Annotated in this window: 19 protein-coding genes and 3 pseudogenes; 5 read left to right on the top strand and 17 right to left on the bottom strand. The window is 60.6% G+C overall.

What is annotated here, in order from left to right; genetic code table 11:
* Window positions 1-67 precede the first annotated feature (67 nt).
* Window positions 68-844 (top strand): alpha/beta hydrolase family protein, encoded by a 777-nt coding sequence (locus AAHM44_RS03480; RefSeq protein ID WP_342249034.1) that lies wholly within the window; start codon window positions 68-70, stop codon window positions 842-844.
* A 4-nt stretch (window positions 845-848) separates the two neighbouring features.
* Here AAHM44_RS03480 and AAHM44_RS03475 read toward each other — a convergent pair whose 3' ends face one another.
* Complete coding sequence (locus AAHM44_RS03475; RefSeq protein ID WP_342249033.1) at window positions 849-1,151, bottom strand: DUF1330 domain-containing protein; 303 nt, start codon at window positions 1,149-1,151, stop codon at window positions 849-851.
* A gap of 50 nt (window positions 1,152-1,201) precedes the next feature.
* Between AAHM44_RS03475 and AAHM44_RS03470 the strand changes: the two genes are divergently transcribed.
* Both AAHM44_RS03470 and AAHM44_RS03465 read left to right on the top strand, forming a co-directional pair.
* Window positions 1,202-2,860, top strand: a complete 1,659-nt coding sequence (locus AAHM44_RS03470) for a thiamine pyrophosphate-dependent enzyme (protein WP_342249032.1) — start codon at window positions 1,202-1,204, stop codon at window positions 2,858-2,860.
* 174 nt (window positions 2,861-3,034) lie between these two features.
* On the top strand, window positions 3,035-4,747 hold the full coding sequence (locus AAHM44_RS03465; RefSeq protein ID WP_342249031.1) for an NAD-dependent malic enzyme: 1,713 nt from the start codon (window positions 3,035-3,037) through the stop codon (window positions 4,745-4,747).
* Between the two features lie 308 nt (window positions 4,748-5,055).
* On the opposite strand, the gene AAHM44_RS03460 is transcribed toward AAHM44_RS03465, so the two are convergent.
* The 13 genes and pseudogenes from AAHM44_RS03460 to AAHM44_RS03400 form a co-directional block, all read right to left on the bottom strand.
* Window positions 5,056-6,042: a glucokinase gene (locus AAHM44_RS03460; RefSeq protein ID WP_342249030.1), complete on the bottom strand. Its 987-nt coding sequence runs from the start codon at window positions 6,040-6,042 to the stop codon at window positions 5,056-5,058.
* Between the two features lie 179 nt (window positions 6,043-6,221).
* Window positions 6,222-6,977 (bottom strand): annotated as a pseudogene (locus AAHM44_RS03455) (IS5 family transposase).
* Between the two features lie 60 nt (window positions 6,978-7,037).
* Window positions 7,038-7,406, bottom strand: a complete 369-nt coding sequence (locus AAHM44_RS03450) for a hypothetical protein (RefSeq protein ID WP_342249029.1) — start codon at window positions 7,404-7,406, stop codon at window positions 7,038-7,040.
* A gap of 149 nt (window positions 7,407-7,555) precedes the next feature.
* Window positions 7,556-8,206: a GAF domain-containing protein gene (locus AAHM44_RS03445; RefSeq protein WP_342249028.1), complete on the bottom strand. Its 651-nt coding sequence runs from the start codon at window positions 8,204-8,206 to the stop codon at window positions 7,556-7,558.
* Window positions 8,207-9,327: 1,121 nt separating this feature from the next.
* Window positions 9,328-9,843, bottom strand: coding sequence for a hypothetical protein (locus AAHM44_RS03440; protein ID WP_342249027.1), 516 nt, complete (start codon window positions 9,841-9,843; stop codon window positions 9,328-9,330).
* Window positions 9,844-9,990: 147 nt separating this feature from the next.
* Window positions 9,991-10,269: a hypothetical protein gene (locus tag AAHM44_RS03435; protein WP_342249026.1), complete on the bottom strand. Its 279-nt coding sequence runs from the start codon at window positions 10,267-10,269 to the stop codon at window positions 9,991-9,993.
* A 1,047-nt stretch (window positions 10,270-11,316) separates the two neighbouring features.
* Window positions 11,317-11,727, bottom strand: coding sequence for a response regulator (locus tag AAHM44_RS03430; RefSeq protein WP_342249025.1), 411 nt, complete (start codon window positions 11,725-11,727; stop codon window positions 11,317-11,319).
* A 47-nt stretch (window positions 11,728-11,774) separates the two neighbouring features.
* A complete protein-coding gene (locus AAHM44_RS03425) occupies window positions 11,775-12,398 on the bottom strand; it encodes a response regulator transcription factor (protein WP_342249024.1) in 624 nt (207 codons plus the stop codon).
* The gene (locus AAHM44_RS03420; RefSeq protein ID WP_342249023.1) at window positions 12,395-13,891 is read right to left on the bottom strand and encodes a PAS domain S-box protein; all 1,497 of its coding nucleotides are present in this window, start codon (window positions 13,889-13,891) and stop codon (window positions 12,395-12,397) included. The genes AAHM44_RS03425 and AAHM44_RS03420 overlap by 4 nt, the downstream gene beginning before the upstream one ends.
* A gap of 258 nt (window positions 13,892-14,149) precedes the next feature.
* Window positions 14,150-15,145, bottom strand: a complete 996-nt coding sequence (locus AAHM44_RS03415; protein WP_342249022.1) for a DUF6976 family protein — start codon at window positions 15,143-15,145, stop codon at window positions 14,150-14,152.
* Between the two features lie 3 nt (window positions 15,146-15,148).
* Window positions 15,149-15,400, bottom strand: a complete 252-nt coding sequence (locus AAHM44_RS03410) for a hypothetical protein (protein ID WP_342249021.1) — start codon at window positions 15,398-15,400, stop codon at window positions 15,149-15,151.
* An 82-nt stretch (window positions 15,401-15,482) separates the two neighbouring features.
* Window positions 15,483-16,886: a methyl-accepting chemotaxis protein gene (locus tag AAHM44_RS03405; protein WP_342249020.1), complete on the bottom strand. Its 1,404-nt coding sequence runs from the start codon at window positions 16,884-16,886 to the stop codon at window positions 15,483-15,485.
* 116 nt (window positions 16,887-17,002) lie between these two features.
* Entirely contained in the window at window positions 17,003-17,455 is a 453-nt protein-coding gene (locus tag AAHM44_RS03400; RefSeq protein ID WP_342249019.1) for a response regulator, read from the bottom strand.
* A gap of 260 nt (window positions 17,456-17,715) precedes the next feature.
* Here AAHM44_RS03400 and AAHM44_RS03395 point away from each other — a divergent pair.
* Together AAHM44_RS03395 and AAHM44_RS24830 are read left to right on the top strand one after the other, a co-directional pair.
* Window positions 17,716-18,009 (top strand): annotated as a pseudogene (locus AAHM44_RS03395) (transposase); the annotation flags it as partial.
* Window positions 18,010-18,012: 3 nt separating this feature from the next.
* Window positions 18,013-18,423 carry an integrase core domain-containing protein gene (locus AAHM44_RS24830; protein ID WP_446745944.1) on the top strand — a complete coding sequence of 137 codons (411 nt, stop codon included), beginning with the start codon at window positions 18,013-18,015 and terminating at the stop codon, window positions 18,421-18,423.
* On the opposite strand, the gene rpsF is transcribed toward AAHM44_RS24830, so the two are convergent.
* The 3 genes and pseudogenes from rpsF to AAHM44_RS03380 all read right to left on the bottom strand — a co-directional run bounded on the left by rpsF (window position 18,361) and on the right by AAHM44_RS03380 (window position 19,954).
* Window positions 18,361-18,807 (bottom strand): 30S ribosomal protein S6, encoded by a 447-nt coding sequence (gene rpsF, locus AAHM44_RS03390; RefSeq protein WP_446745945.1) that lies wholly within the window; start codon window positions 18,805-18,807, stop codon window positions 18,361-18,363. The genes AAHM44_RS24830 and rpsF overlap by 63 nt on opposite strands.
* Window positions 18,808-18,834: 27 nt before the next feature.
* Window positions 18,835-19,038: pseudogene (locus tag AAHM44_RS03385) on the bottom strand (pentapeptide repeat-containing protein); the annotation flags it as partial.
* A 157-nt stretch (window positions 19,039-19,195) separates the two neighbouring features.
* Window positions 19,196-19,954, bottom strand: a complete 759-nt coding sequence (locus AAHM44_RS03380) for a hypothetical protein (protein WP_342249018.1) — start codon at window positions 19,952-19,954, stop codon at window positions 19,196-19,198.
* Window positions 19,955-20,517 lie beyond the last annotated feature (563 nt).

The raw sequence follows: 20,517 nt of genomic DNA, 5'->3' as shown, positions 1-20,517 counted from the left end.
GCCCGGCCGCGGCGCCCCCCCCCCCCCCCCCCCCCCCGACCCATCTCGTCAAGAACAGGGGTATCGCATGAAACTCACGCCTCGTGACGGCGGACCGGTGCTGCTGACCGGCGCGACCAGTTCGATCCCGCTCCCCGACGGCACTTCGGTCAAGACGTTGCTCTATCGCGCCGCGACCGATGCGCCCGCAGCGACGATCGTGGTTTGTCCAGGTGGCATGGGCACGGGCATGTTCGAGATCGTCGAATGGGCCGCCTCACGTCTCCGCGCGGCCGGCTTTCACGTGCTCAGCATGAACTATCGCGGCGACCTGCCGACGCACGATCCCGACGACATCTCGGCCGCGTTCGACTGGCTCGCCGAACAGCCCTTCGCCGATGTGGGCCGGATCGGCCTGTTCGGGGTGTCGCGCGGCGGCAATGCCGTGCTCCGGGCCGCCGCGGCCGATCACCGTTTCCGCGCGGTCGCGACATTCGGCGCGGTGTCGGACTTCCTCCAGCAGGCATTCGGCACCGCCGCCTTCGCGCCGGCGCGGCATCGCCTGATCACGAGCTGGCTCGGTGATCCCGTCGCCAACCGCGCCTTTTACGAACAGATCCAGGCGATCGACCATGTGCAGGGCATCGTCCAGCCGCTCCTGCTGCTCCACGGCGAGCACGACATGCATGCGCCAGTCGAACAGTCGATCCTGGTGCGCGACAAGGTGGTGGCTGCCGGTAACGGGGACGTGACGCTCGAACTGTTCCCGGTTCTCGGCCATTTCGGCGAAGTCGTGCCCAGCGGCTTTGCCTATGACCATCTGGCGAGCCGCTTCATCCCCTTCTTTCAGGAAAAGCTTGGATGAGGGCTCAACCGCTATCCTCGCCCTCGACGATCACCAGCTCGTTGATGCCGGCGCCACCCAGACGAAAGGCGGCCGCCTCGCGATAGGCCTGCGAATGATAGAAATCCATCGCCGCGTCGAACGAAGGATATTTCACCAGAACAAACCGCTGAAACTGTAAGGTTCCCTCAAGTATCTCGAAGCGCCCGCCACGAGACAGGATCTCCGCTCCAAACTCACGGGATGCGGGGCCGGCCCTTTTTACATATTCAAAATACTCATCTGGGTTGATTACTTGAGATCGCGCTATCCAGTAAGCGGGTTTCATTATTTATACTCTCCTTGTTGTTGAGAGTTTATTACAGATTGGGGATTTCGGTGTCACGAGAAATTACGACGAGGAATGCAGCCGAACTGACCGTCGAGACCCTCGAGGCCCATGGGATCGACGTCGTCTACGGCGTGCCGGGGATCCACAATGATGCCCTGTTCGACGCGCTTTATGATGCGCGCGCTCGGGTGCGGACGATCCATGCGCGCCACGAGCAGACGACGGGCTATATGGCATTGGGCGCGGCGCTCGCGACCGGCCGTCCCCAGGTCTTCGCGGCCGTCCCCGGACCCGGGATCCTCAACGCCTCGGCCGCGCTCCTGACCGCCTATGGCATGAACGCGCCGGTGCTCGCCCTGGCCGGGCAGATCCCGTCGAACGCGCTCGAGCGCGGTCATGGACATCTCCATGAGATCCGCGACCAGCAGGGACTGCTTCGTCACGTCACCAAGGATGCACAGCGTATTCAGGGGCCAGCCGACGCAGGCATGAAGGTGGCAACGGCCCTCCAGCTCGCGCGCTCGGGCCGCCCGGGTCCGGTAGCCCTTGAATGCGCGATCGACACCTGGCCGGCGCGCGGCCCCGGTGCCTCCGCCCTTCCCCTCCCGGTCGTCCAACCCCAAGTCGACAGCGATGCGATCGCGCAGGCGGCGAAGCTTTTGGGTCAGGCGAAGCGCCCCCTCATCATGGTTGGAGGGGGCGCGCAGGAGGCCAGCGCGGCGCTTATCCGGGTCGCCGAAATGCTGCAGGCGCCCGTCGGCTATTATCGGCGGGGCCATGGCGCGATTCCCGGCACCCACCCGCTCGCGATCAATCTGCCGATTGCGCACCGCCTGTGGCGCGAGGCAGACGTCGTCCTCGCAGTCGGCACGCGCCTCTACACCCAGCAGAGCGTCTGGGGCACAGACGACGATCTCAAGATCGTGCGGATCGATATCGAGCCCGAGGAGCCGGGGCGTTTCCGCAATCCCGATTGCGCGATCGTCGCCGATGCGGGCGCGGCACTCGAAGCACTTGCCCAGGCATTGCCGCGCTACAATTCGGCACGCGCTCCCCGCGACCTCTCGGAGGAACGCGGCTGGATGGAACAGGAACTCGGCCGCCTCGCTCCGCAGATGGCGTTCCTCGCCGCGATCCGCCGCGCGCTGCCGCCTGAGGGAATCCTCGTCGACGAAGTGACCCAGATGGGGTTCGCGGCAAGGCTTGGCTATCAGGCCGCGCATCCGCGCACTTTCCTGTCGGGCGGGCAGCAGGACAATCTCGGTTTCGGGTTCGGGACAGCGCTCGGCGCCAAGGTCGCGGTCGGCAACCGGCCGGTGGTCGCGATCGCGGGCGATGGCGGTTTCGGCTATCAGGCATTCGAGCTCGCGACCGCGGTCCGCCACAATATCGCGCTGGTGACGATCGTGTTCGATGATGGTGCGTTCGGTAATGTGCGGCGCATCCAGGACATGGCCTATGGCGGCCGGCGCATCGCCGATCGCCTGCACAATCCCGACTTCGTGGCCTTTGGTGCGAGCTTCGGCGTTCGTTCGGCACGGGCGGAGACGCCGGAAGCGCTCGAACGCGCGCTTACCGAAGCACTGCGCGCGAACGAACCGGCACTGATCCATGTACCGGTCGGCGAGATGCCCAATCCCTGGCCGCTGATCATGCTGCCACGCGTGCGTGGGACCGCCCAGCCGGGCGAGCGGGCCTGGCCATGACGCGAGGCGGCGACAAGCCTTGCGAAGCCCGTGCTATTCCTGCGGGACGAAATCCGCTGTTACGATAGCTTGGCGAATGAGCGCCCCGCTCCGTTCGACTGGCGAGCCCCGGGGAGGTTATCTGTTGGCAAGATGCTATGGGACTGTGATGCAGCTTTTTGAAGACCGATACCGGTGAAGACGCCACAAGATCTGACCCAGTCGATCGAGACGAACCTGACCGGCCTCGATCTCATCAACAAGCCGATGCTCAACAAGGGCACCGCCTTCACCGAGAGCGAGCGCGACGCCTTTCAACTGCACGGCTTGCTGCCGCCCAATGTCGGCACGCTGGAGGAACAGGTCGAACGCCGGTGGAGGGTTCTGCTCGCCTTCGGCACCGATTTCGAACGCTATGCCTTCCTGCGGGATCTGCAGGATTCCAACGAGACGTTGTTCTACGCGCTCGTCTGCCACGATCTCGAAAAGACCCTGCCCCTCGTCTACACGCCGACCGTCGGTGAAGGCTGCGAACGCTTCAGTGAGATCTGGCGCAAACCGCGCGGCCTGTTCATCAGCTATCCGAACCGCCATCGCATCCGGGAGATCCTCGCAGCGACGCGCCTCGATCGGGTGCGCATCATCGTCGTCAGCGATGGGGAGCGCATCCTCGGGCTCGGCGATCAGGGTGCCGGCGGCATGGGCATCTCGATCGGCAAATTGTCCCTCTACACGGCGTGCGCTGGCATCCATCCGGACGAGACTCTCCCGGTATTGCTCGATGTCGGCACGGACAATCGGGACCGTCTCAATGATCCGCTCTATGTCGGCTGGCGGCACGAGCGGGTGCGGGGCGCGGAATATGACGCATTCATCGAAGAATTCGTGAGCGCCGTCGAGGAACGCTGGCCCGACGTGCTCTTGCATTGGGAGGATTTTGCCGGCGCCAACGCAGCGCGCCTACTCGACCGGTACCGTGACCGACTATGCACGTTCAACGACGACATCCAGGGTACTGCCGCCATTGCCGCGAGTTCGCTGCTCGCTGCGGTCAACGTGACTGGCGTGCCGCTGACCGAGCAGCGCATCGCCGTGCTGGGCGCGGGCTCGGCAGGTTGCGGCATCGCTTCGCTCCTGCTCGAGGCGATGATGGATGGCGGATTGAGCGAAACAGAAGCGCGCCGCTGCTTCTTCCTGATCGACCGCTACGGCCTGCTGGTCGACGGCATGGAGAACATCACGCCCGGCCAGCGGCCTTTCCTCCAGCGTCCTGCCGATCTTGAAGGCTGGTCGCTGGAGGCGCCTGGTGCGATCGGGCTGATCGACGTGGTGCGAAATGCCCTGCCGACGGTGCTGATCGGCGTGTCGGGCCAGGCCGGCGCCTTTACCGAGTCGGTCGTGCGCACGATGGCGCAATCGGTCGAGCGGCCGGTGATCTTCCCGCTCTCCAATCCGACCTCGCGGTCCGAGGCCACGCCCGAGCAACTCGTCGCCTGGACCGACGGGCGCGCACTCATTGGGACCGGCAGTCCCTTCCCGCCAGTTACCTGGGAAGGAAAGATCGCCAAGGTTAACCAGACGAACAATTCCTACATCTTCCCGGGCGTCGGCCTGGGCGTCCTGGCGGCGGGCGCGCGGCGCATCACCGACACGATGTTCATGGCAGCCGGGAAGAGGGTCGCTGAACTGTCGCCCACCGTTATCGACAAGGACGGATTGCTGCTGCCGCCCGTCACCGAGCTGCGCACCGTTGCGATCGCGGTCGCCAAGGCCGTCGCGCGTCAGGCGCAGGCGGACGGCGTCGCCGACCCGTGCGATGCGGCGACGCTCGATGCACGCATCGCGGCCCGCGTCTGGGAAGCAAAATACCGACCTTATCGATTGCGGTCCCGGGCCGTAGAATCATAAATCGCGAACGGCCGGAACTTTGTGAAAACCGGACGGGCAGGCTTGGCGCACCTGGGCGAGTTGTGCGGTCGTCGTTCACGATGCCGAACCGGCAGGTACGAGCCCCAAATATCAACCGTTGGGACGCAGCTTCCAAAATCTCAAAAGCAGCCATCCTGCGCAGAGCTGGTGGCGCGAGACGCGCCGTCTTGTAGGCGATGTTAGCGCGGACCCGCTTCCAGCGCCTGATTGGCGCTGCTACTATTCTCACATGGGACGAAAGCCATCGTCCGCCAGCATAGAGCCGGGGTGATAAGCGAGATCAGCGTCTAGTGGATCAGCAGCGCCTGCGCCGCGCCGCGCAGCTCGGCATGTTCGAGCGATACGATCACACGAGGCACTTCGCGGAGTTGGCGCTGCCAAGGGCTTGGTACGACGAAGTACCGGGCTGCATCCGGGCTTCGGATTTCCGAGCGCAGTGCCCGGGCGAGGCTTCCAGTGATCATCACACCGTTCCATGCCCCATAAGCGAGCGCCATATTGCCAGCGAAATACCAGAGCGCACGGGCGAACAGCGCTGCGGCGCGGCTCGCATGTGGATCGTGATGCGTCACGAGATGCATCACTCCCTCGGTATCGCTCGCACGCGCAGTTGCCCCTTCACTCCCGACCACCATGCGATAGAGCGCTAGAAGACCGCGCGTCGAGAGCAGGTCCTCGGCGGTCACAGGCTCTTTGGCGCGCCACCCGTCGAGAAGCGGGTCGAGTTCGGCGAGTCCCGCCATGAAATGGCAGTGACCACCCTCAGTAGGCAGCACGTTGATTCGGCCCTGCTCGTCGCGCACGATTACTGCGATACCCAGCCCGCTACCGACCCCGATAAGGCAGCGCGTACCCGGTTCCTCGGCGCTGAACGGTGCGCCTGCCATCGCTTCGATGCGCGCATCGCTATCGGGCGCACTCAGCGCCCAGGCATTGGCCGCGAAATCATTAAGGATGAGCGGCGGGGCCTGCAGCATTGCGGTGAGGCCGGATCGCGAGAGAAACCAGCGACTGTTGGGCACCGAAATCGTGTCGCCCACAGCCGCACCCGATATCGCGATCGCGCAGCGGCGCGGCAGCTCCTCCAGTGCGCAACTCCGGCTGAAGCTACTGAACGCGCCCGATATGCTCGACTGTTCGTGTGACTCGAATGTGCGGATCGTCTCGCGACGCAGGCGGCCGTCGCCATCGGTGAGACCGAGGCGCATCGCATTGTGGCCGACATCGGCGATCAGGGCGAGTTTTGAGGTTTCAGCTTGAGGTGCGGAGTGCATACAGGTTCCTTCAGCCCGAAATTGCAACCGCCATCCCTTTAACAATGTAAATCAGGGGCTCCGGCAAGAGCCTTTCCGTAGCCTTGCGGAGGTAAGTTCATCGTGAGCCATGAGGATGGAGGAGTAGGTAAACCAGATTTCTCGTTCCTAAGCGGGTTACTAGGGTCAGGACTCATTGGTCATAGCCAGAAGATGATGGTGGCGGCGAGCGCAATGGCGGAGAAGAAGGCGGTGGGGCAGCGGTCGTAACGGGTAGCGACGGGGCGCCAGTCCTTGAAGGCGGCCGAACATGATCTCGATGCGATTGCGGCGTCTGTAGCGGCGCTTGTCGTATTTGATGGGCTCGTTGCGCGATTTCCGGCCCGGGATGCAGGGCTTTGTGCCTTTTTCCTCCAGCGCGTCCCTGAACCAGTCAGCATCATAGCCCCGGTCGCCGAGCAGCCATTGAGCCTTCGGCAATTCGTCCAGCAGGGCTGCTGCACCGATATAGTCGCTGACCTGGCCGGCGGTCATGAAGAAGCTCAAAGGGCGGCCGTTGGCGTCGGTGACGGCATGGAGCTTGGTGTTCATGCCGCCTTTGGTGCGGCCGATCAGGCGGCCGAGATCCCCCTTTTTACCGCCAGGCTCGATGCCGTGCGGTGCGCCTTCAAATAGGTCGCGTCGATCATCACCGTCTTGCGCTCAGCGCCGGCCGAGAGCCCTTCCATCATGCGCGTGAAGACGCCCATCTGGCCCCAGCGCTTCCAACGATTGTAGCGCGTCTTGTGCGGGCCGTAATCCTTCGGCGCGTACCGCCAGCGCAGCCCGTTGCGATTGACGAAGATGATCCCGCTCAGCACACGCCGATCCTCAACCCTCGGCCTGCCATGGCTCTTTGGAAAATACGGCTCGAGCCGCGCCATTTGCTCGTCCGTCAGCCAGTACAGGTTGCTCACAGTCAGTCTCCTTGCGGAGCCTGAATCAGATCGCGACGCTCACATCAATGGGTCCTGACCCTAGCGGTCATCGACCTCGAATGATCCTGCCTCGTCGGAAGCCATCATGAGGGCGGAGTAGGCAATGTAGGCAATGGTGTAATCTGGACCTTCCGCCGCCGGCCCAGCTAACCAATTTTCCAACTGATCTTCATACTGCTTCACCACCGAAATGAGGTTGCGCCTCAACTCTCGGCTTGACCGACCAATGAGGCCACTCCCGTATCCATCGTCTGACACACCCCAGAAGAGGGCGTAGTGCGCGATAGCTCCAAGTTCGCTGGGTGCTTCAGCTGCAATCTGCTCGATGGTTTCGTCATATGGCGGCTTGACGCGAAGTTGAGACGCGAGTTGTTCCCGACCTAGCACGCCGACTCCAATTTTGGTCATCACCGGCTCCTCTCAGTCGGCTAATCCAAGTGTGTGAGAATGTCTGCAATTGGGTGGATTGCTGCCCGACCGTTCCCAGCGCTACCCTCGGCAAAGCAGACGTTCGAACGGCCCATCTTGCGAGCTACATGCGACCAGCCCCAGAGCTTCTATTTCCAATGAGTCCCAAATTTCGCCTCCATCCGACGAAGTTCCTCATCGAGCACGGCCACCTCAGCGTCGTTCTGGTCTGCAACGGCGAAACGGATGCGGGTACTGAGCTCAGCGATCGCATATTTCGCGTACGCAAGCGCATTTGCCTCGCGCTCAATCACCTCGGTCGCTTGGCTTGCGAGGGATTTCAGGACTTCAAGGCCGCTCGCGTCCACGGTCCGGGGTTTCTGGTCCAGAAGGCATAATGTACCCAGCGCAAAACCATCGCTGGTTACGAGAGGTGCGGCGAAATAGGCTCGCACGTTCATCTCAAGCACCGCTGGAGCGAACTTGAAGCGTGGCTCGTGCCAAGCATCGGGGACACACAAAGGCGCGTAATTGCGAACTCCAATCGCGGCGTCGCAGAAACTGTCGGGCCTGGCGAACTCCCTAGGATCGAAGCCGTAGGCGACGGCGAGCCACAGAGTAGAGCGGTCAACGATAGACACTGCGGAAAAGGGAAAACCGGTCTCTGCGGCGACCCGCTCAACGATTTGAGAGAGCTCGGCGTCGCCGCTCATGCCAAACACGCCGCTCGTCAGCACGCGCGCCTGACGGCGCAGCTCTGCGAGCCCCGGCCGGTTACATTCGCGAGCCTGTTCGATCAATTCCAATTCCCTTAATCGATCCGACGCCCCTAGGCTCGATACTTCGCCTAACTCAGGAGCGGGGACGATGTCACACCAACAAAGCATTTCAGAGCAATTCGGTAATATAACGGGTGCCATCTTACCGATTTGGAAAACATGGCATGTGCATGAGACTAGCCCGCATCGGCTCATCTAAGCTGGGTTGCTGCCCGGGAACAATGGTGGAATGAAATGGCGCGCTGGAGCATGCCTAAAGATGGATGCGATCGATTATTATAGAGCCTCGGCGGATCGTCATTTTCAGGCCGCGAAAGAAATGAGCGGTCGAGCCGAGGCACGCCATCACGCTTGGCTCGCGACCCTATATCTTCTTCGAGCTGACGAGGCCGCGCGCGCGATGCGCGAAGTTGGCAGGTCGGGCCCGCACTGCGAGAGTAGTAGGCTCGGAGGAGACGACCCTCGCGACTGCCGGCCACATACATAAGCGTCTGCTATTGGGTGGGAAGCGGAACGGCGGCTTGTAGGCGGAACAACCGATTAGCGGACTTGCCAACTTTCCGGACAGCGGCCACGCTTCCAATGTGCACTCGAAAGTCCTCACAGCTGTTGCGGCGACCTTGGCCCTTGTCGGTGCAAGTTCCTGCCATCGTCCAAAGCCGAAGGTCTCAGACGAGATTATGCGGAGGATCAGCCTTGAGTCACCGGGGATGACAGCGGGCTGTCTAAAAGCAATACGGTTCGGCGGTATCGACACGATGCCAGAGCGCACCGATCAATGCTTCGCCATGACCAAGCCTCAAAGATGGCGAGGATTGTGGTTAGATGCGTTTGAAGGGCAACGCTTCTGCCCGGCACCTGCCCAATCGTGTCAAGACGATGGTAAGGACGGGCATATCTGGATCACCTTCCCAGGTGACGTTCGGCCGAGTGGAAAAACAATCACAGGAAAGACTTACGCTATCGAGTTCGTTGGCAGGCGAACGCTGCTTCCCGGTCACCACGGTCATCTCGGTGTGTCTGCTCACGAGATAGTCGTCGACAAGCTCATATCGGTTACGCCGATCGATTAGATCGTAAACCCATAAACGGCAGCTATCGCCGCGAAGGCCGAATGGCCGACTGTGGGTGGTTAGATGCCGTTAGTCAGGCTCTCGGAACCTCCCGGCACGGCCGTCATCATAAATAGCAGTGTATGTCACACGGCCAGAGATCAAAGCTGTAGTCAACCTCTGCGTTGATATAATGCGCGAAGAGTCGAGGTCATTGCATCGAAACCAGCCCAATTCAAACTTGAAGTCATATTTATCGGTCGGCATTACCAAATAATCAGTGTCGATTGGTAGCCTAGTTACTCGGTGAGGCGAGGCAAAATAGAAGGGGCCGGAAGCAGGCATTTCATCGATATATTCGCTACTACCAATACGTTCCGGCTCATGACCGTCTTTCTTAAACTGAACAGCGTTCGCATTTTCAGTCGTTAAATGCGACTGCGGAAAGCAAAGCTGGTCACCGCTGTCATTGTGCACGGCGAGGGATAGCGGAAACCCCATGACATTCGGCTCTACATTGAACGTGATGCTTGGCCGTGCAGCGGTTCCGACACCGCAGCCGCCTAGCGCGAGAAGTCCGAGCAAAGGGGTGAAGGGATTTCGCATCGACAATCGATACGGCGATTAGGTAGTGGCGGCAATTGGGGCGTTAGCGGCCAGACCGCTTTTTGCCGCTCAAATTTCGGCCGCAATGGCCGAGATTGGGTGTTAGCGGAAGTGCGGCCTTTGCCCACGGACGCGGGACACCGCCCATCAGCGATTTGCTTGCAACCGCTTCCTGTAAAGCGCATCCGGTGACTTGGCCGCTTCGATCCGAATACGGCGATGAAGCACCCCCAACGTAAGGGGTCCACCAACCAAGAGGATCCCAACCAGCGCCTCCATGACATCCGGTACCCAGCCCGCCAGCAAAGCTGCTCCGTAAACGAGCGCGAAAAACGCAAACCATGAGAACGCTGCGACATCGACAAGAATCAGTGGTTTTCTGAATTGATATCGCCGGTGTGCGAAACGCCAGAATGCTGCTCTCATGCTTCCCCCGATTCCATTTCCGACCGATCCTAACGTCGGCTCTCGGGACGCGCTACTTTAGCCGCGAACGGCCACCATTTGGGGTGGGTAGCGGTCCGGCAGCTTTCAGCGCGAAAACTCTGGATAGTGAACGTTCAACGCCTTACCCAAAGCGGGATGACGCGAGACGATCTTGTCGAAATGATGAAGTTGGAAGGCATCCCGACAGATATGCTCTGTTTGGGAGCATCTGTGCCGTCCGAGTGCTTTGTAATCCGCGAGAGACGCGGGGTCTGGGAAACGTTCTACGCTGAGCGTGGCCTCGAAACCGGGCTAACTACCTTTTCATCGGAAGATGGAGCCTGCCATGCCTTGCTCGAGGAACTCCGACGATACGCCGCGGTATCGGGCTACACACGAGAAAGCTGAGCGCGCGAGCGAGGCCTGACGAACGGCAACTGACGGAAGTCTAGCGATACGTAGGAAACGGCTGACTTTGGGGCGTTAGCGGTCACCCGCGCTAGCCGGTCCCGCAACGGCAGCTATTGCCGCCTCATCCCCCAAGAGCGGACGGTCGGCATAAAGTCGAAAATCTGCCGGGCAGCTTCCGGCGCGACCTGCCGGTCGGCTAAGCGCCCCCGTTGCTGCCGTTCGGCCTGGCTGTTGCAAGTCCCGAAAGCGGCCATTCGTTCACGCCGGCGCCGTTACCCCAATGATCGGCGAACTGATCGGACTGATCGCAGCGTTCGTTGGGATCAGTCGTGATAATCTTGGTTGCCGCCGTTGCCACCACCGCCACCGCCACTGCTCGGGTTATTGTCATTCTCGAGAGGATCTGGCGGACAGCTTCGCGATGATCTGCTCAGGCGTAATTATAATGACGTCCCATAGTTTTCTCCAAACCCTACGCCACACGCGGCTATCTTCAGAATTGGACCAGTTTTTCCAAGGAAGGAGTCATCGAAGCACTCCCATCAACAGGTGATGCTAGTAGCGTTGCCCAACCCCGCCCAAAAAAGCCAGCAAGGACCGTTCCTGCATCGCACGATGCCACCGGAGCGACCCACCTTACGAGCGAATACTCGGCATGGGCTCTTCTCCAATCCTTTCCATCTTCAGCCAAGCGAGCAAACGCCGCGGAATCAGCGGTTTGTCCAGGACCGCTTCGAAGCCCGCGTCCAACGCCGCCTCCACCAGGAATGGATCAAATGATGTCGTGAATAGCAACGCGCGACCGTGCCAGCCTCGCGCACGAAGAATTGATAGGATCGAAATCCCGTTGCCATCGGGGAGATGCTGTTCTGCGATCAGCCAGCCCGCTCCGGCAATCTCTGGAGTATCCAGCAACAAGTTCATGCACCGATAGGCTTTCAGGTCGAAGCCGTGCACCTTGAGCAGCATATGAAGAGACCGGCGAACGCTGGCGTCACCATCGACCAAAAGAACAGTTCGGTTATCTTGCGCATCAGCAGGGATCATGGGCCGAGCATGGCCGATCCCAGCCACGACGTCGTCTCGTGATGTTCCTAGGTAGGCTCGTTCTCCAGTCCCGCCGCGAACGCGATACGAAGTGCGTCCGACAGGCTGCGAACCTGCAGCTTGCTCATGAGATTTGCCCGGTGCAACTCCACCGTACGCGGCGAAATCCCCAAATCGAAGGCGATCGTCTTGTTGGGATGGCCCCGCACCAGGCCTCGCAGCACCTCCCTTTCACGCGACGTAAGACCAGCGAGATGAAGCTGAGCCTGTCGTATCTTCGCATCCGCTCGCTCGGTGTGGCTGAAGCGCTCAAATGCGGCATCGATGCTGAGTAGCAGCACGGTGCGCTCGAACGGCTTTTCCAGGAAGTCCGCAGCGCCATTCTTCAACGCGGCAACCGCGATGTTGATGTCGCCGTGTCCGGTCAGAATGATGATGGGCATGCGGATGCCTCGCGCATTGAGCTGGTTTTGCACCTCCAGCCCGTCCATCTCCGGCATGCGTACGTCCAGGAGGATACAGCCAAGCTCTGTCTTTTCCGCTTCGCGCAGAAATTCGACGCCGGAGGAATAGGTCTTCACCTCGAAGCCTGCTGCACGAAGCATGAAAGCCGCCGCGCGGCGGACAGAGTCCTCATCGTCGATGAGGTAGACTATGCGTTTGTCGCTCATTCCAACTCGCTGCCCGCCCCCACTAGAGTGAAATGGAAGATCGTCCCGCCACCCTGCCTGGGCTCGGCCCAAATCCGACCGCCATGGGATTCGACGATCGTGCGGCAGATCGACAAGCCCAGGCCCATGCCGCATTCCTTGGTGCTGCTGAATGCCTCGAAGAGCTTCGGTGCGGCCTGCGGTGATATGCCCGGACCAGTGTCGTGCACGGACACGCGGACCATGCCGCGCGCATCCTGCGCGGTTGTGATATGGAGATTGCGGATTTCGACCTCGCTCATCGCCTCCATCGCATTGCGGATAAGATTGAGGAGGACTTGCTGGATCTGAATGCGATCAGCGAGGACTCTCGCCTTTTCATCGAGATCGAAACTCGCAATCACGCCGTGCACCTTTGCGCCGGTGAGCGCCAGGCGGCTCGCTTCATCGACGAGCTGGGACAGAGGTTCGACATGCTTATCCACGTCGCCGCTTGCGACGAAATCGCGCAGTCGCCGTACGATTGCCCCCGCGCGCAAGGCCTCCTTCGCCGATTCCTCGACCGCTTCCTGGAGCATTTCCCGAATAGCCGGGCCGTCCTGCCGAAGCATTTCCTTACCCGCTTCCAGATAGTTCGCGATTGCGGTCAGCGGCTGGTTGAGCTCGTGCGCCAGCGTCGATGCCATGGTTCCCATCGCGGACAGGCGCGAGACATGAATCAGCTCGGACTGGAGTTCCTCGAGCCTTAGTTCAGCACGCTGCTTTTCGGTGATATCCCGAATGAACCCGGTGAAGATGCGGTGCCCGTCACTGCGCGTTTCCCCCACCGCCAATTCCATCGGGAAATTGGTCCCGTCCCGTCGCTGACCGACGACGATCCGGCCGATGCCGATGACACGGCGCTCCCCTGTCGCGATATAGCGGGTGAGATAACTGTCATGCCGCGCCTTGTCGGGTTGCGGCATCAATTTGCTGACATTCTGACCGACGACCTCGCTCTCGCTATAGCCGAACAGGCGCTCGGCCGCCGCGCTGAAGGACTGGATGTGCCCCGCCTGATCGATCACGATCATCGCATCGGGAACGGCAGCAAGAATGGAGCGCAGATGGAGCGCGCTGCGCTGGAGGGCCAGTTCGGATGCCTTGCGGTCGCTGATGTCGAACAGCACTTCGCCAAAACCTCGCAGCCGGCCGCTGGGATCTCGCAGGGCGGTCAACGAAACTTCAGCCAGGAACTCCGTTCCGTCCTTGCGGACCCGCAGCGCTTCTTCATGGACACGCTCGCCGGCCTGGGCGCGCTTGAGATCGGCGGCAGGCTGGGCAGTGGGATGCGGGTAAAGGAACTCGCGCGTACGCCCAATACTCTCCTCGGAGGTCCAGCCGGTGAGCAATTCAGCCCCGCGGTTCCAGCTCGTAATTGTGCCGCTGGGATCCAAAACGAAAAGCGCCCGATCCGCAGCGCTATCCACAAATAGCGCAAAAATGTCGGAATCAACCGTCGATGTATCAACCATAGCGCGGATCCGAGGATTCGGCATTCCCGCCGATGATAAATGCTCCGCTCACGCTATTATTGTGTCAATCCGTAAGGAGGCAAATTGCTCCAATTCGGTGCAGAAGGGCAAATCAGCTAATTTTTACGCATCATCAATTTACAACTTACTTTGTTCTTTCGACTGCAATCCGCTGACGTGTCCTTTCGGCGTTAACGCAGACCTACGACGGAAGCGTCGATGCACCCAGAACATCAGCGCTTGATCTGGTATCAACTCCTAAGTGCTGCGTGGCGCTTCACGAAGGGAGAAGCAGGACAGGGTCTGGTTCAACAGAATATAGGCGAACTCACCGAAGGTGACCGGCCCTACGAAGCCGCCTGTTGGATGCCCTTCGAGATCGGCATAGAGATAATTGAGAATGCAATTGCAGGACAACATGGTTTCGGCCCTGCCATCGCCCGCCGCGGCCGCATAGGCTCCCGCATAATCGGCAACCGGGCGAGCCAAGCGATAGGTCACGCCCGGCACGACCGGCGCATAGAAGCGAACCCGACCGTTTTCGGCATCCACCGCCTGAAAGGAGACATTGATCATCGCCCCGGCGTAGTCGGCCACGAGCGGAAGGCGCGTATCCAGCCCGTTCGCCACAACATATCGGGCCAGGTTGGCGTGGACGCCGTCGATGCAGCAATCCGTCACGTCAAAGCCTGCCTCCGGGAAGCTGATGGCTTCGTGGTCACCAGCATCGAACAGATTGACGATATCGAGATGTGGCTCGATCGTATCGGGAAGTTCGATCCAAAGCGCCGCGACACCGTCTTCCGACACGATGCCCGTCTTACCGTCAAAGACCTTCGGCGTCTCGCTACCGACCTTGCCCAGGTGAACACCGGCGACCCATCCAAAGACCGGTTGATTGTAGAGGCCGGAGAGATCCGGTCCCTCGACGGCGTAGCGCTGTAGTGCCGCACTGAACGCCGGCACCACGACGCACGAGAAGCCGTGATCGTAACGGCGCTCTACCAGTTCGGCGAGCCTATCCCCCAGCAGGATGGCGCTGCGGGCCGCCACCGCTTCATCGAAGCGCGTGCAGAACAGCCGATCTTCCCGCGAGACCCCGCCTCCCTCGACGATGAAATAGGCGGTCGTAGCCCCAATCCAGTTTCCTTGAGGCAGTTGGCGTAGCAAAGTTTCGGGTCCAGATATGAAGAGCACAGCGCCGGAGGCAACGAGCGCGCTGGCCGCCTCGACGGGAAGGAATGCATTCTGCATGAATCAAGCTCCGATGATCGCGGCAAGATCGCGATGCGCAAACTTGTTGCTCACGAAGAAGTTGCGCAGCTCCAACGAGGCGTTCGGCAAATTCGTCTCCTGGTTCCTTACCGAAATACGTAGCCGAGTGATGATCAGTCGGGTGGCTAGCGTCTTGATGTCCGGATTCGTGGCACCGGATAATATCCGGCTCCAAAGCATATTGTCAGCGAGAGGTATTTCCACTTCACGCTCCACAAGGTTCGGCCCCCGCATGCCGCCGGATAAGCCGCGACATGCTCGAGCTGGATGAACCTGCGGCCCTGACGCAGGTGCTACTCCCCCTTCGGGCAAGCAGTCAGAAGCTTGCCCATTCTTTCGATGGCTCGGCGGCCGTACCCACCCCACCGGCATAGGAACGGGCAGAGCGTGGACGCGCGTACAGCCCGCGCACTGCTGAAGATCGCTGAAACGTTTCCGTGCGATCTGGACGGGCGTCAGCCGCCGCTCCGATGTCGAACCTGCCAGCCTGCTCGGCGAGGAGGATAACTTCGCTGCTCAGATTTCGCGCCGCAGCCGAGGTCTCCTCGACCATCGCGGCATTTTGCTGCGTCGCATGGTCCATCTCGCCGATGGCGACATTGATCTGGGTGATGGCGCTGGACTGCGCCTGATTGTCGGCAGCCATCTTGCCGAGCAGATCGTGCACTTCTTCCACATTCTGCGAGATATCGACCAGCGCGGTATCGACCTTCTGAACCATGTCCACCGCAGCGATAATATCGCTTTGGGTCGCGGTCAGCTGTTCGCGCGCACGTCCAGCTTCCTCTTCAGCTCGCATCGCGAGGGCCGAGACGAGGTCCGCAACGACCGCGAAACCGCGGCCCGCTTCACCCGCGCGGCCCGCTTCAACAGCGGCATTCATCGCCAGGACGCGCGTCTGAAAGGCGATCTTGTCCAGCCCTTCGATCACGCTGTCGATGCCCTTGGCACTCTCGCTGACCCGGTTCATCGCCTGCACTGCGTCGTCCGCCGTACCGCGGCCGCTCGATACGGTCGCGATTGTCTCATCGGCACGGATCAGCGTCCGGGCGGCAGCCCCTGCGCTTTCCTTCAGGCGCTCGTCCATCTGCGTCACCGAGGCCGACGTCTCCTGCAGTCCTGCGGCATTTGCTTCAGTCCTGCGCGCAAGATCTTCCGAAGCCTGCGCGATCTCACCAGCACCGGTGCGGATCGTTTGCGCATTCTCGAGCACAGCGCCAATGAGCGAGCGCATGCTCTCGATCGCCGAATTGAAGTTGATCTTGAGGCTGCCATAGGCGGCCGGAAAGTCCGCGACGATCTCACCCGTCAGGTTGCCGGTACTGAGTTTCGCCAGGCTTTCTCCGACGATCCCCACGATCTGCGCCTGCTCCTCGGCGTCCTGCATCTGCTTCTCGGCCGTATCGCGGAAGGTAAACATGGCGCGTGTCATCCGTCCGACACAGTCTTCATGGCTGGTATAGGCTATGGGGCTGCTCAAGTCGCCAGCGGCAAGTCCCTCCATGCGAACCACCGTATCGACATAGGGATCGCAGATCGCCTTGCGATAATGGGCCGACAGGATCGCAGCGCCTAGCGCCACGCAAGCAGAGAGGCCCGCCGTAACGAATTCGCCACGCGCCAGCGCGACCAACCCGAGAAGGGCTATCAGGGCGACGAGAGAGCCGAATGCGACTAGGGTCTTCTGTCGGATGGGAGCCTTTTCACGAAACCAAAGCATGGGGTGCCTCTCATTATCTAGGTATTCCGGCCGCTCCCCCTTTTCGTTCGGCGTTCAATGCGCCGCGGCTGCATTCAAGCCTTATAGGGAATGTCTGGCAATGTTTCCGGTTTATTTCAAAAAATCTCGTCGGCACTTTCGTGCCAACCGGTCCGCAGCGCTCCTGCGGACGTCGGACTCATGAGATCGCTCACCACGAAGCGATCAAGCTTCCGGTTCAAGGTTTCTGCCGTGAACGGCTTCAACAGATAGTCGGTCGCACCCGCGCTTTTGGCGTTGATGACCTCACCGAAGTCCCGTTCGGCCGTGATCATCAGGAAAGGAATCTTGGCCAATGCCGGATCCTGGCGAACAGCTAGGAGCAATTCGAAGCCGCTGACCGGCTCCATCCACCAATCGGAGATAACAAGGTCATAGCGGCAACGCCGCAGCATTTTGAGCGCCTCAGCACCGTCGCCTGCCTGATCGACCTGCGCGATTCCAAACTCATGTATCATGCTAGCGATGATGCGCCGGATCATGCGTGAATCATCGACGACGAGCAGGCGAGCGTAGCGAGTATCGAGCATCGAGACCTCCTATCTCCATAAACAATCATGGGAGAGATCAGAGTGCTATCTAGAAATAGCGCGGATAGCATTTGTCCGGAGGTGCTCATTACCTACCCCAATGCAGGGCCATTGGTGATAGCCACGCGACATCGTGCGCCGGCCGAGCAATACCGACGCCCAGCTGTCTACGCGAAACAGCTCATGCGAGGCCTGATAGTGACGTGCTCCCCAGAAACTCTGCCAGTTTGAGCTAGAGTCCTTCATTGAGGAGGACGGAGATGAAGCGCAGCAGGTTTAGCGAGGAGCAGATCATAGCGATCCTGCGGGAGCAGGAAGCTGGGTCATCGACAGCGGATATGTGTCGCAAGCACGGCGTGAGCAGCGCGACGTTCTACAAATGGAAGGCGACCTATGGCGGCATGGACGTGTCGCAGGCGCGCAAACTGAAGGTGCTGGAGGACGAGAACGCGCGGTTGAAGCGACTGCTGGCCGACGCGATGCTCGACAATGCAGTGCTGAAGGAGGTTGCCTCAAAAAACTGGTGAAGCCTGCCGCTCGCCGAAGGGCTGTCGAGGATGTGCCTGAACGAGACGCTGTTCGCGTCGTTGAGCCATGCCCGCTCGGTGCTGAGCGGCTGGCGCCACGACTACAACCATGTGCGACCGCATAGCGGGATAGGCGGGCTGACGCCCGCCGATGCTGCCAGGCGGGTTGTGCAACCCCGCCCGCAAGGGCACGATGACAACCCCCGGACTCCAGTTATGACTGGAGGAATTTTGGGGAGCACGTCAGCTCTGCCCTATCCGGGTCTCGAGCAATTCTACGAGGAAGGGGTTGAGCGCGATTGGAATATCGCGCGAGGGACGGCCATCGGACTGAACAGCCGACCACCTTCGATGACCAGTCAGCGACCGGCGTGCAATTCAGGCGCTTTCGCTGCGCGCCCGCGACGCCCTTCTGCCCTCAGGTGCGGCCAGATCCCCTGACCCAAACGCACCTTGCTCGCGGGCACCTTTGCGCATCATGACCGAGGGGCCTGTTTCGTGCTTGTCGACCTTGACCGTCATATAACGGATCACGTCTTCATTGATCTGCGTCTGGCGCTCAAGTTCCGCGACCGCACCCGCCGGCGCTTCGATCTCAAGCATCACATAATGCGCCTTGCGGTTCTTCGCGATGCGGTACGCCAGGGAGCGAAGACCCCAGGTTTCGGTCTTCACGACCTTGCCATTATTGTCCTCGATGATTTTTGTGGCGGCTTCCGCCAAGGCATCCACCTGCGCTTGTGCCAGATCCTGGCGGGCTAGGAACACATATTCGTATAATCCCGAAGGCCTTCGTTCCTCAACTCGCGCCTGCGCGACCGTGATATCGGCAAGACCAACGACGCCGGTCAGCGTAGCATCGGCAAATCTGGCCCCTCGAATCAAGGAACCCGAGAAATCGGAATACGAAAGATCGCTTCCTCTAAAATCGGTCCTGGTACAATCGGCATTCGCAAACCGAACGTGCCGAAATCTCAGCCCGGACAGGTCCTGGCCGGATAGGTCTGCGCCAGAGAGGTCCTCACCATCGAGATCTTTAAGATCGAGGTTCTTCATCAAGGACCGCAGATCGCCAGTATCGCTCTTCTCGATCGCATGTTGGATGTCGTTGAAAATTCCTTGGACTTGGTCTTCGAAGGAAGGGATGCCGTGATCGAACCCTTCATTCTGGGCGGATTCTTCGCTGCTCATCTCGAATATCTCCCAGCCTAACCTAAGGTATAATCGGACTCAGCGTGTACGTTCTCACTACAACAGATCCGTCACCATGGGTAGCCAGACTTGCCAAACGCTTGCGCAATGCTCGGCGTGCAACCGCGGCTTTCGGTATCCACTCCTTCGAGAAACTTCCGGGATTGATCTCGGTGACGTCGACATCTTTCGGAAGAATGGAAAATGTCGCTTCGATCGATGCCGGATATTGGTCGAAATGCAGGATGGCGAGCGGCGGATTCCCACTGCCCGGAGCGCGCCCGCTCAGACAGGTATCCTTCAGCACCGATTCAATGCGCCAAGCCGGCTTGTCATCCGGGCCCGACAAATGAAGTAGCGCCCGAACATGCGTTATCTCGGCAACAACACCCGACTTTTCGCTGCTCGTAGTCTGGTCGCCATCTTCCGCGCTGACGGTCGGCCCATCCTTGATGGAAATTCCCGCTCCCGCCTTACTAGTTCGGGTGACGGCACCAGCTGTCTCCGTGCTCTTCGTGATCTTCTCGGAGACCAAGACGGGCACATTGCCAGGCGACAAGCGATCCTTTGCCCGCGCGCGGCATCCGCTCAGACGAAAGCTGAAATTTCCGGCAAGAAAGCCATAATCGATATAATATGGGCTGATTTTCACGCCCAAAGCATCGACCCAATGCGCCTTGAGTCTCGACCGCCCAAAGGTCGCGTTCAAGCACAGCTCGCCCTTATTGCTTCTCAGCCTCGGCACTTCCACCGACAAATTGAGCGCATCTTCAGCGGTCATCGTCCCCCCGGCGCGATTTCTATTCCTAGATCAATTGAGCGGAAAAGAGCGATTTGGTCAATCGAGAGGGAGGCACCATTTCTTCTGACACTCCAGATCGAAACACTGTCGCTCGCGACTGCTCACAAGAAGATCGTCTGCGCCGCTGGCGGTGGATAAACCTGCGACACCGGCAAGCTTCCCTTGGGCAGATGCCGTAGCACCTCGGCGGCTGGCCCCCGGATCGAGCCAGTCCATCCATTGATCACGAGTGAGCGGAATGATCTGACGGCTATGAAACGGCGCGACATCCTCCCCCGGCTCCAGCCGTTATCGACGTCCCGGATCGCGATGCCCACCTGTCCTTCAAACCCGCCGCCCAGCGCCTGCAGCGCGTTCAGGAGATCCGCCGGCGGCAGAGCCGGGTGTTCGGCCGGCAGGCTTGGCGGCGGCGTTGCTAAGCCCCTAACTCGCAAGGATGGTTTCGGCTCCGCCCAAAGGATCGAAGCACTCGATCGCCGTGACCCAGGCGCCCTCGCGGACTGTGCAAGCGAATCGCGGCAGGCACAAGACGGCGCACCGCC

Origin of the sequence: Sphingomonas sp. OTU376 (genome assembly GCF_038440415.1) — a bacterium.
GTDB classification, from domain to species: Bacteria; Pseudomonadota; Alphaproteobacteria; order Sphingomonadales; family Sphingomonadaceae; genus Sphingomonas; species Sphingomonas kyeonggiensis_A.
Note: the sequence above shows the minus strand (reverse complement) of the source record. Positions and strands in the feature narration are given on the sequence as shown.

Bases quoted from the DNA above. Each gene is read 5' to 3' on its own strand.
- AAHM44_RS03410 (WP_342249021.1), bottom strand. From the start codon at position 15,400: ATGCGGGGGCCGAACCTTGTGGAGCGTGAAGTGGAAATACCTCTCGCT.
- AAHM44_RS03460 (WP_342249030.1), bottom strand. From the start codon at position 6,042: ATGCACTCCGCACCTCAAGCTGAAACCTCAAAACTCGCCCTGATCGCC.
- AAHM44_RS03380 (WP_342249018.1), bottom strand. From the start codon at position 19,954: ATGACCGCTGAAGATGCGCTCAATTTGTCGGTGGAAGTGCCGAGGCTG.
- AAHM44_RS03420 (WP_342249023.1), bottom strand. From the start codon at position 13,891: ATGGTTGATACATCGACGGTTGATTCCGACATTTTTGCGCTATTTGTG.
- AAHM44_RS03415 (WP_342249022.1), bottom strand. From the start codon at position 15,145: ATGCAGAATGCATTCCTTCCCGTCGAGGCGGCCAGCGCGCTCGTTGCC.
- AAHM44_RS03450 (WP_342249029.1), bottom strand. From the start codon at position 7,406: ATGACCAAAATTGGAGTCGGCGTGCTAGGTCGGGAACAACTCGCGTCT.
- AAHM44_RS03400 (WP_342249019.1), bottom strand. From the start codon at position 17,455: ATGCTCGATACTCGCTACGCTCGCCTGCTCGTCGTCGATGATTCACGC.
- AAHM44_RS03425 (WP_342249024.1), bottom strand. From the start codon at position 12,398: ATGAGCGACAAACGCATAGTCTACCTCATCGACGATGAGGACTCTGTC.
- AAHM44_RS03475 (WP_342249033.1), bottom strand. From the start codon at position 1,151: ATGAAACCCGCTTACTGGATAGCGCGATCTCAAGTAATCAACCCAGAT.
- AAHM44_RS03435 (WP_342249026.1), bottom strand. From the start codon at position 10,269: ATGAGAGCAGCATTCTGGCGTTTCGCACACCGGCGATATCAATTCAGA.
- AAHM44_RS03480 (WP_342249034.1), top strand. From the start codon at position 68: ATGAAACTCACGCCTCGTGACGGCGGACCGGTGCTGCTGACCGGCGCG.
- AAHM44_RS03430 (WP_342249025.1), bottom strand. From the start codon at position 11,727: ATGATCCCTGCTGATGCGCAAGATAACCGAACTGTTCTTTTGGTCGAT.
- AAHM44_RS03440 (WP_342249027.1), bottom strand. From the start codon at position 9,843: ATGCGAAATCCCTTCACCCCTTTGCTCGGACTTCTCGCGCTAGGCGGC.
- AAHM44_RS03405 (WP_342249020.1), bottom strand. From the start codon at position 16,886: ATGCTTTGGTTTCGTGAAAAGGCTCCCATCCGACAGAAGACCCTAGTC.
- AAHM44_RS24830 (WP_446745944.1), top strand. From the start codon at position 18,013: ATGTGCCTGAACGAGACGCTGTTCGCGTCGTTGAGCCATGCCCGCTCG.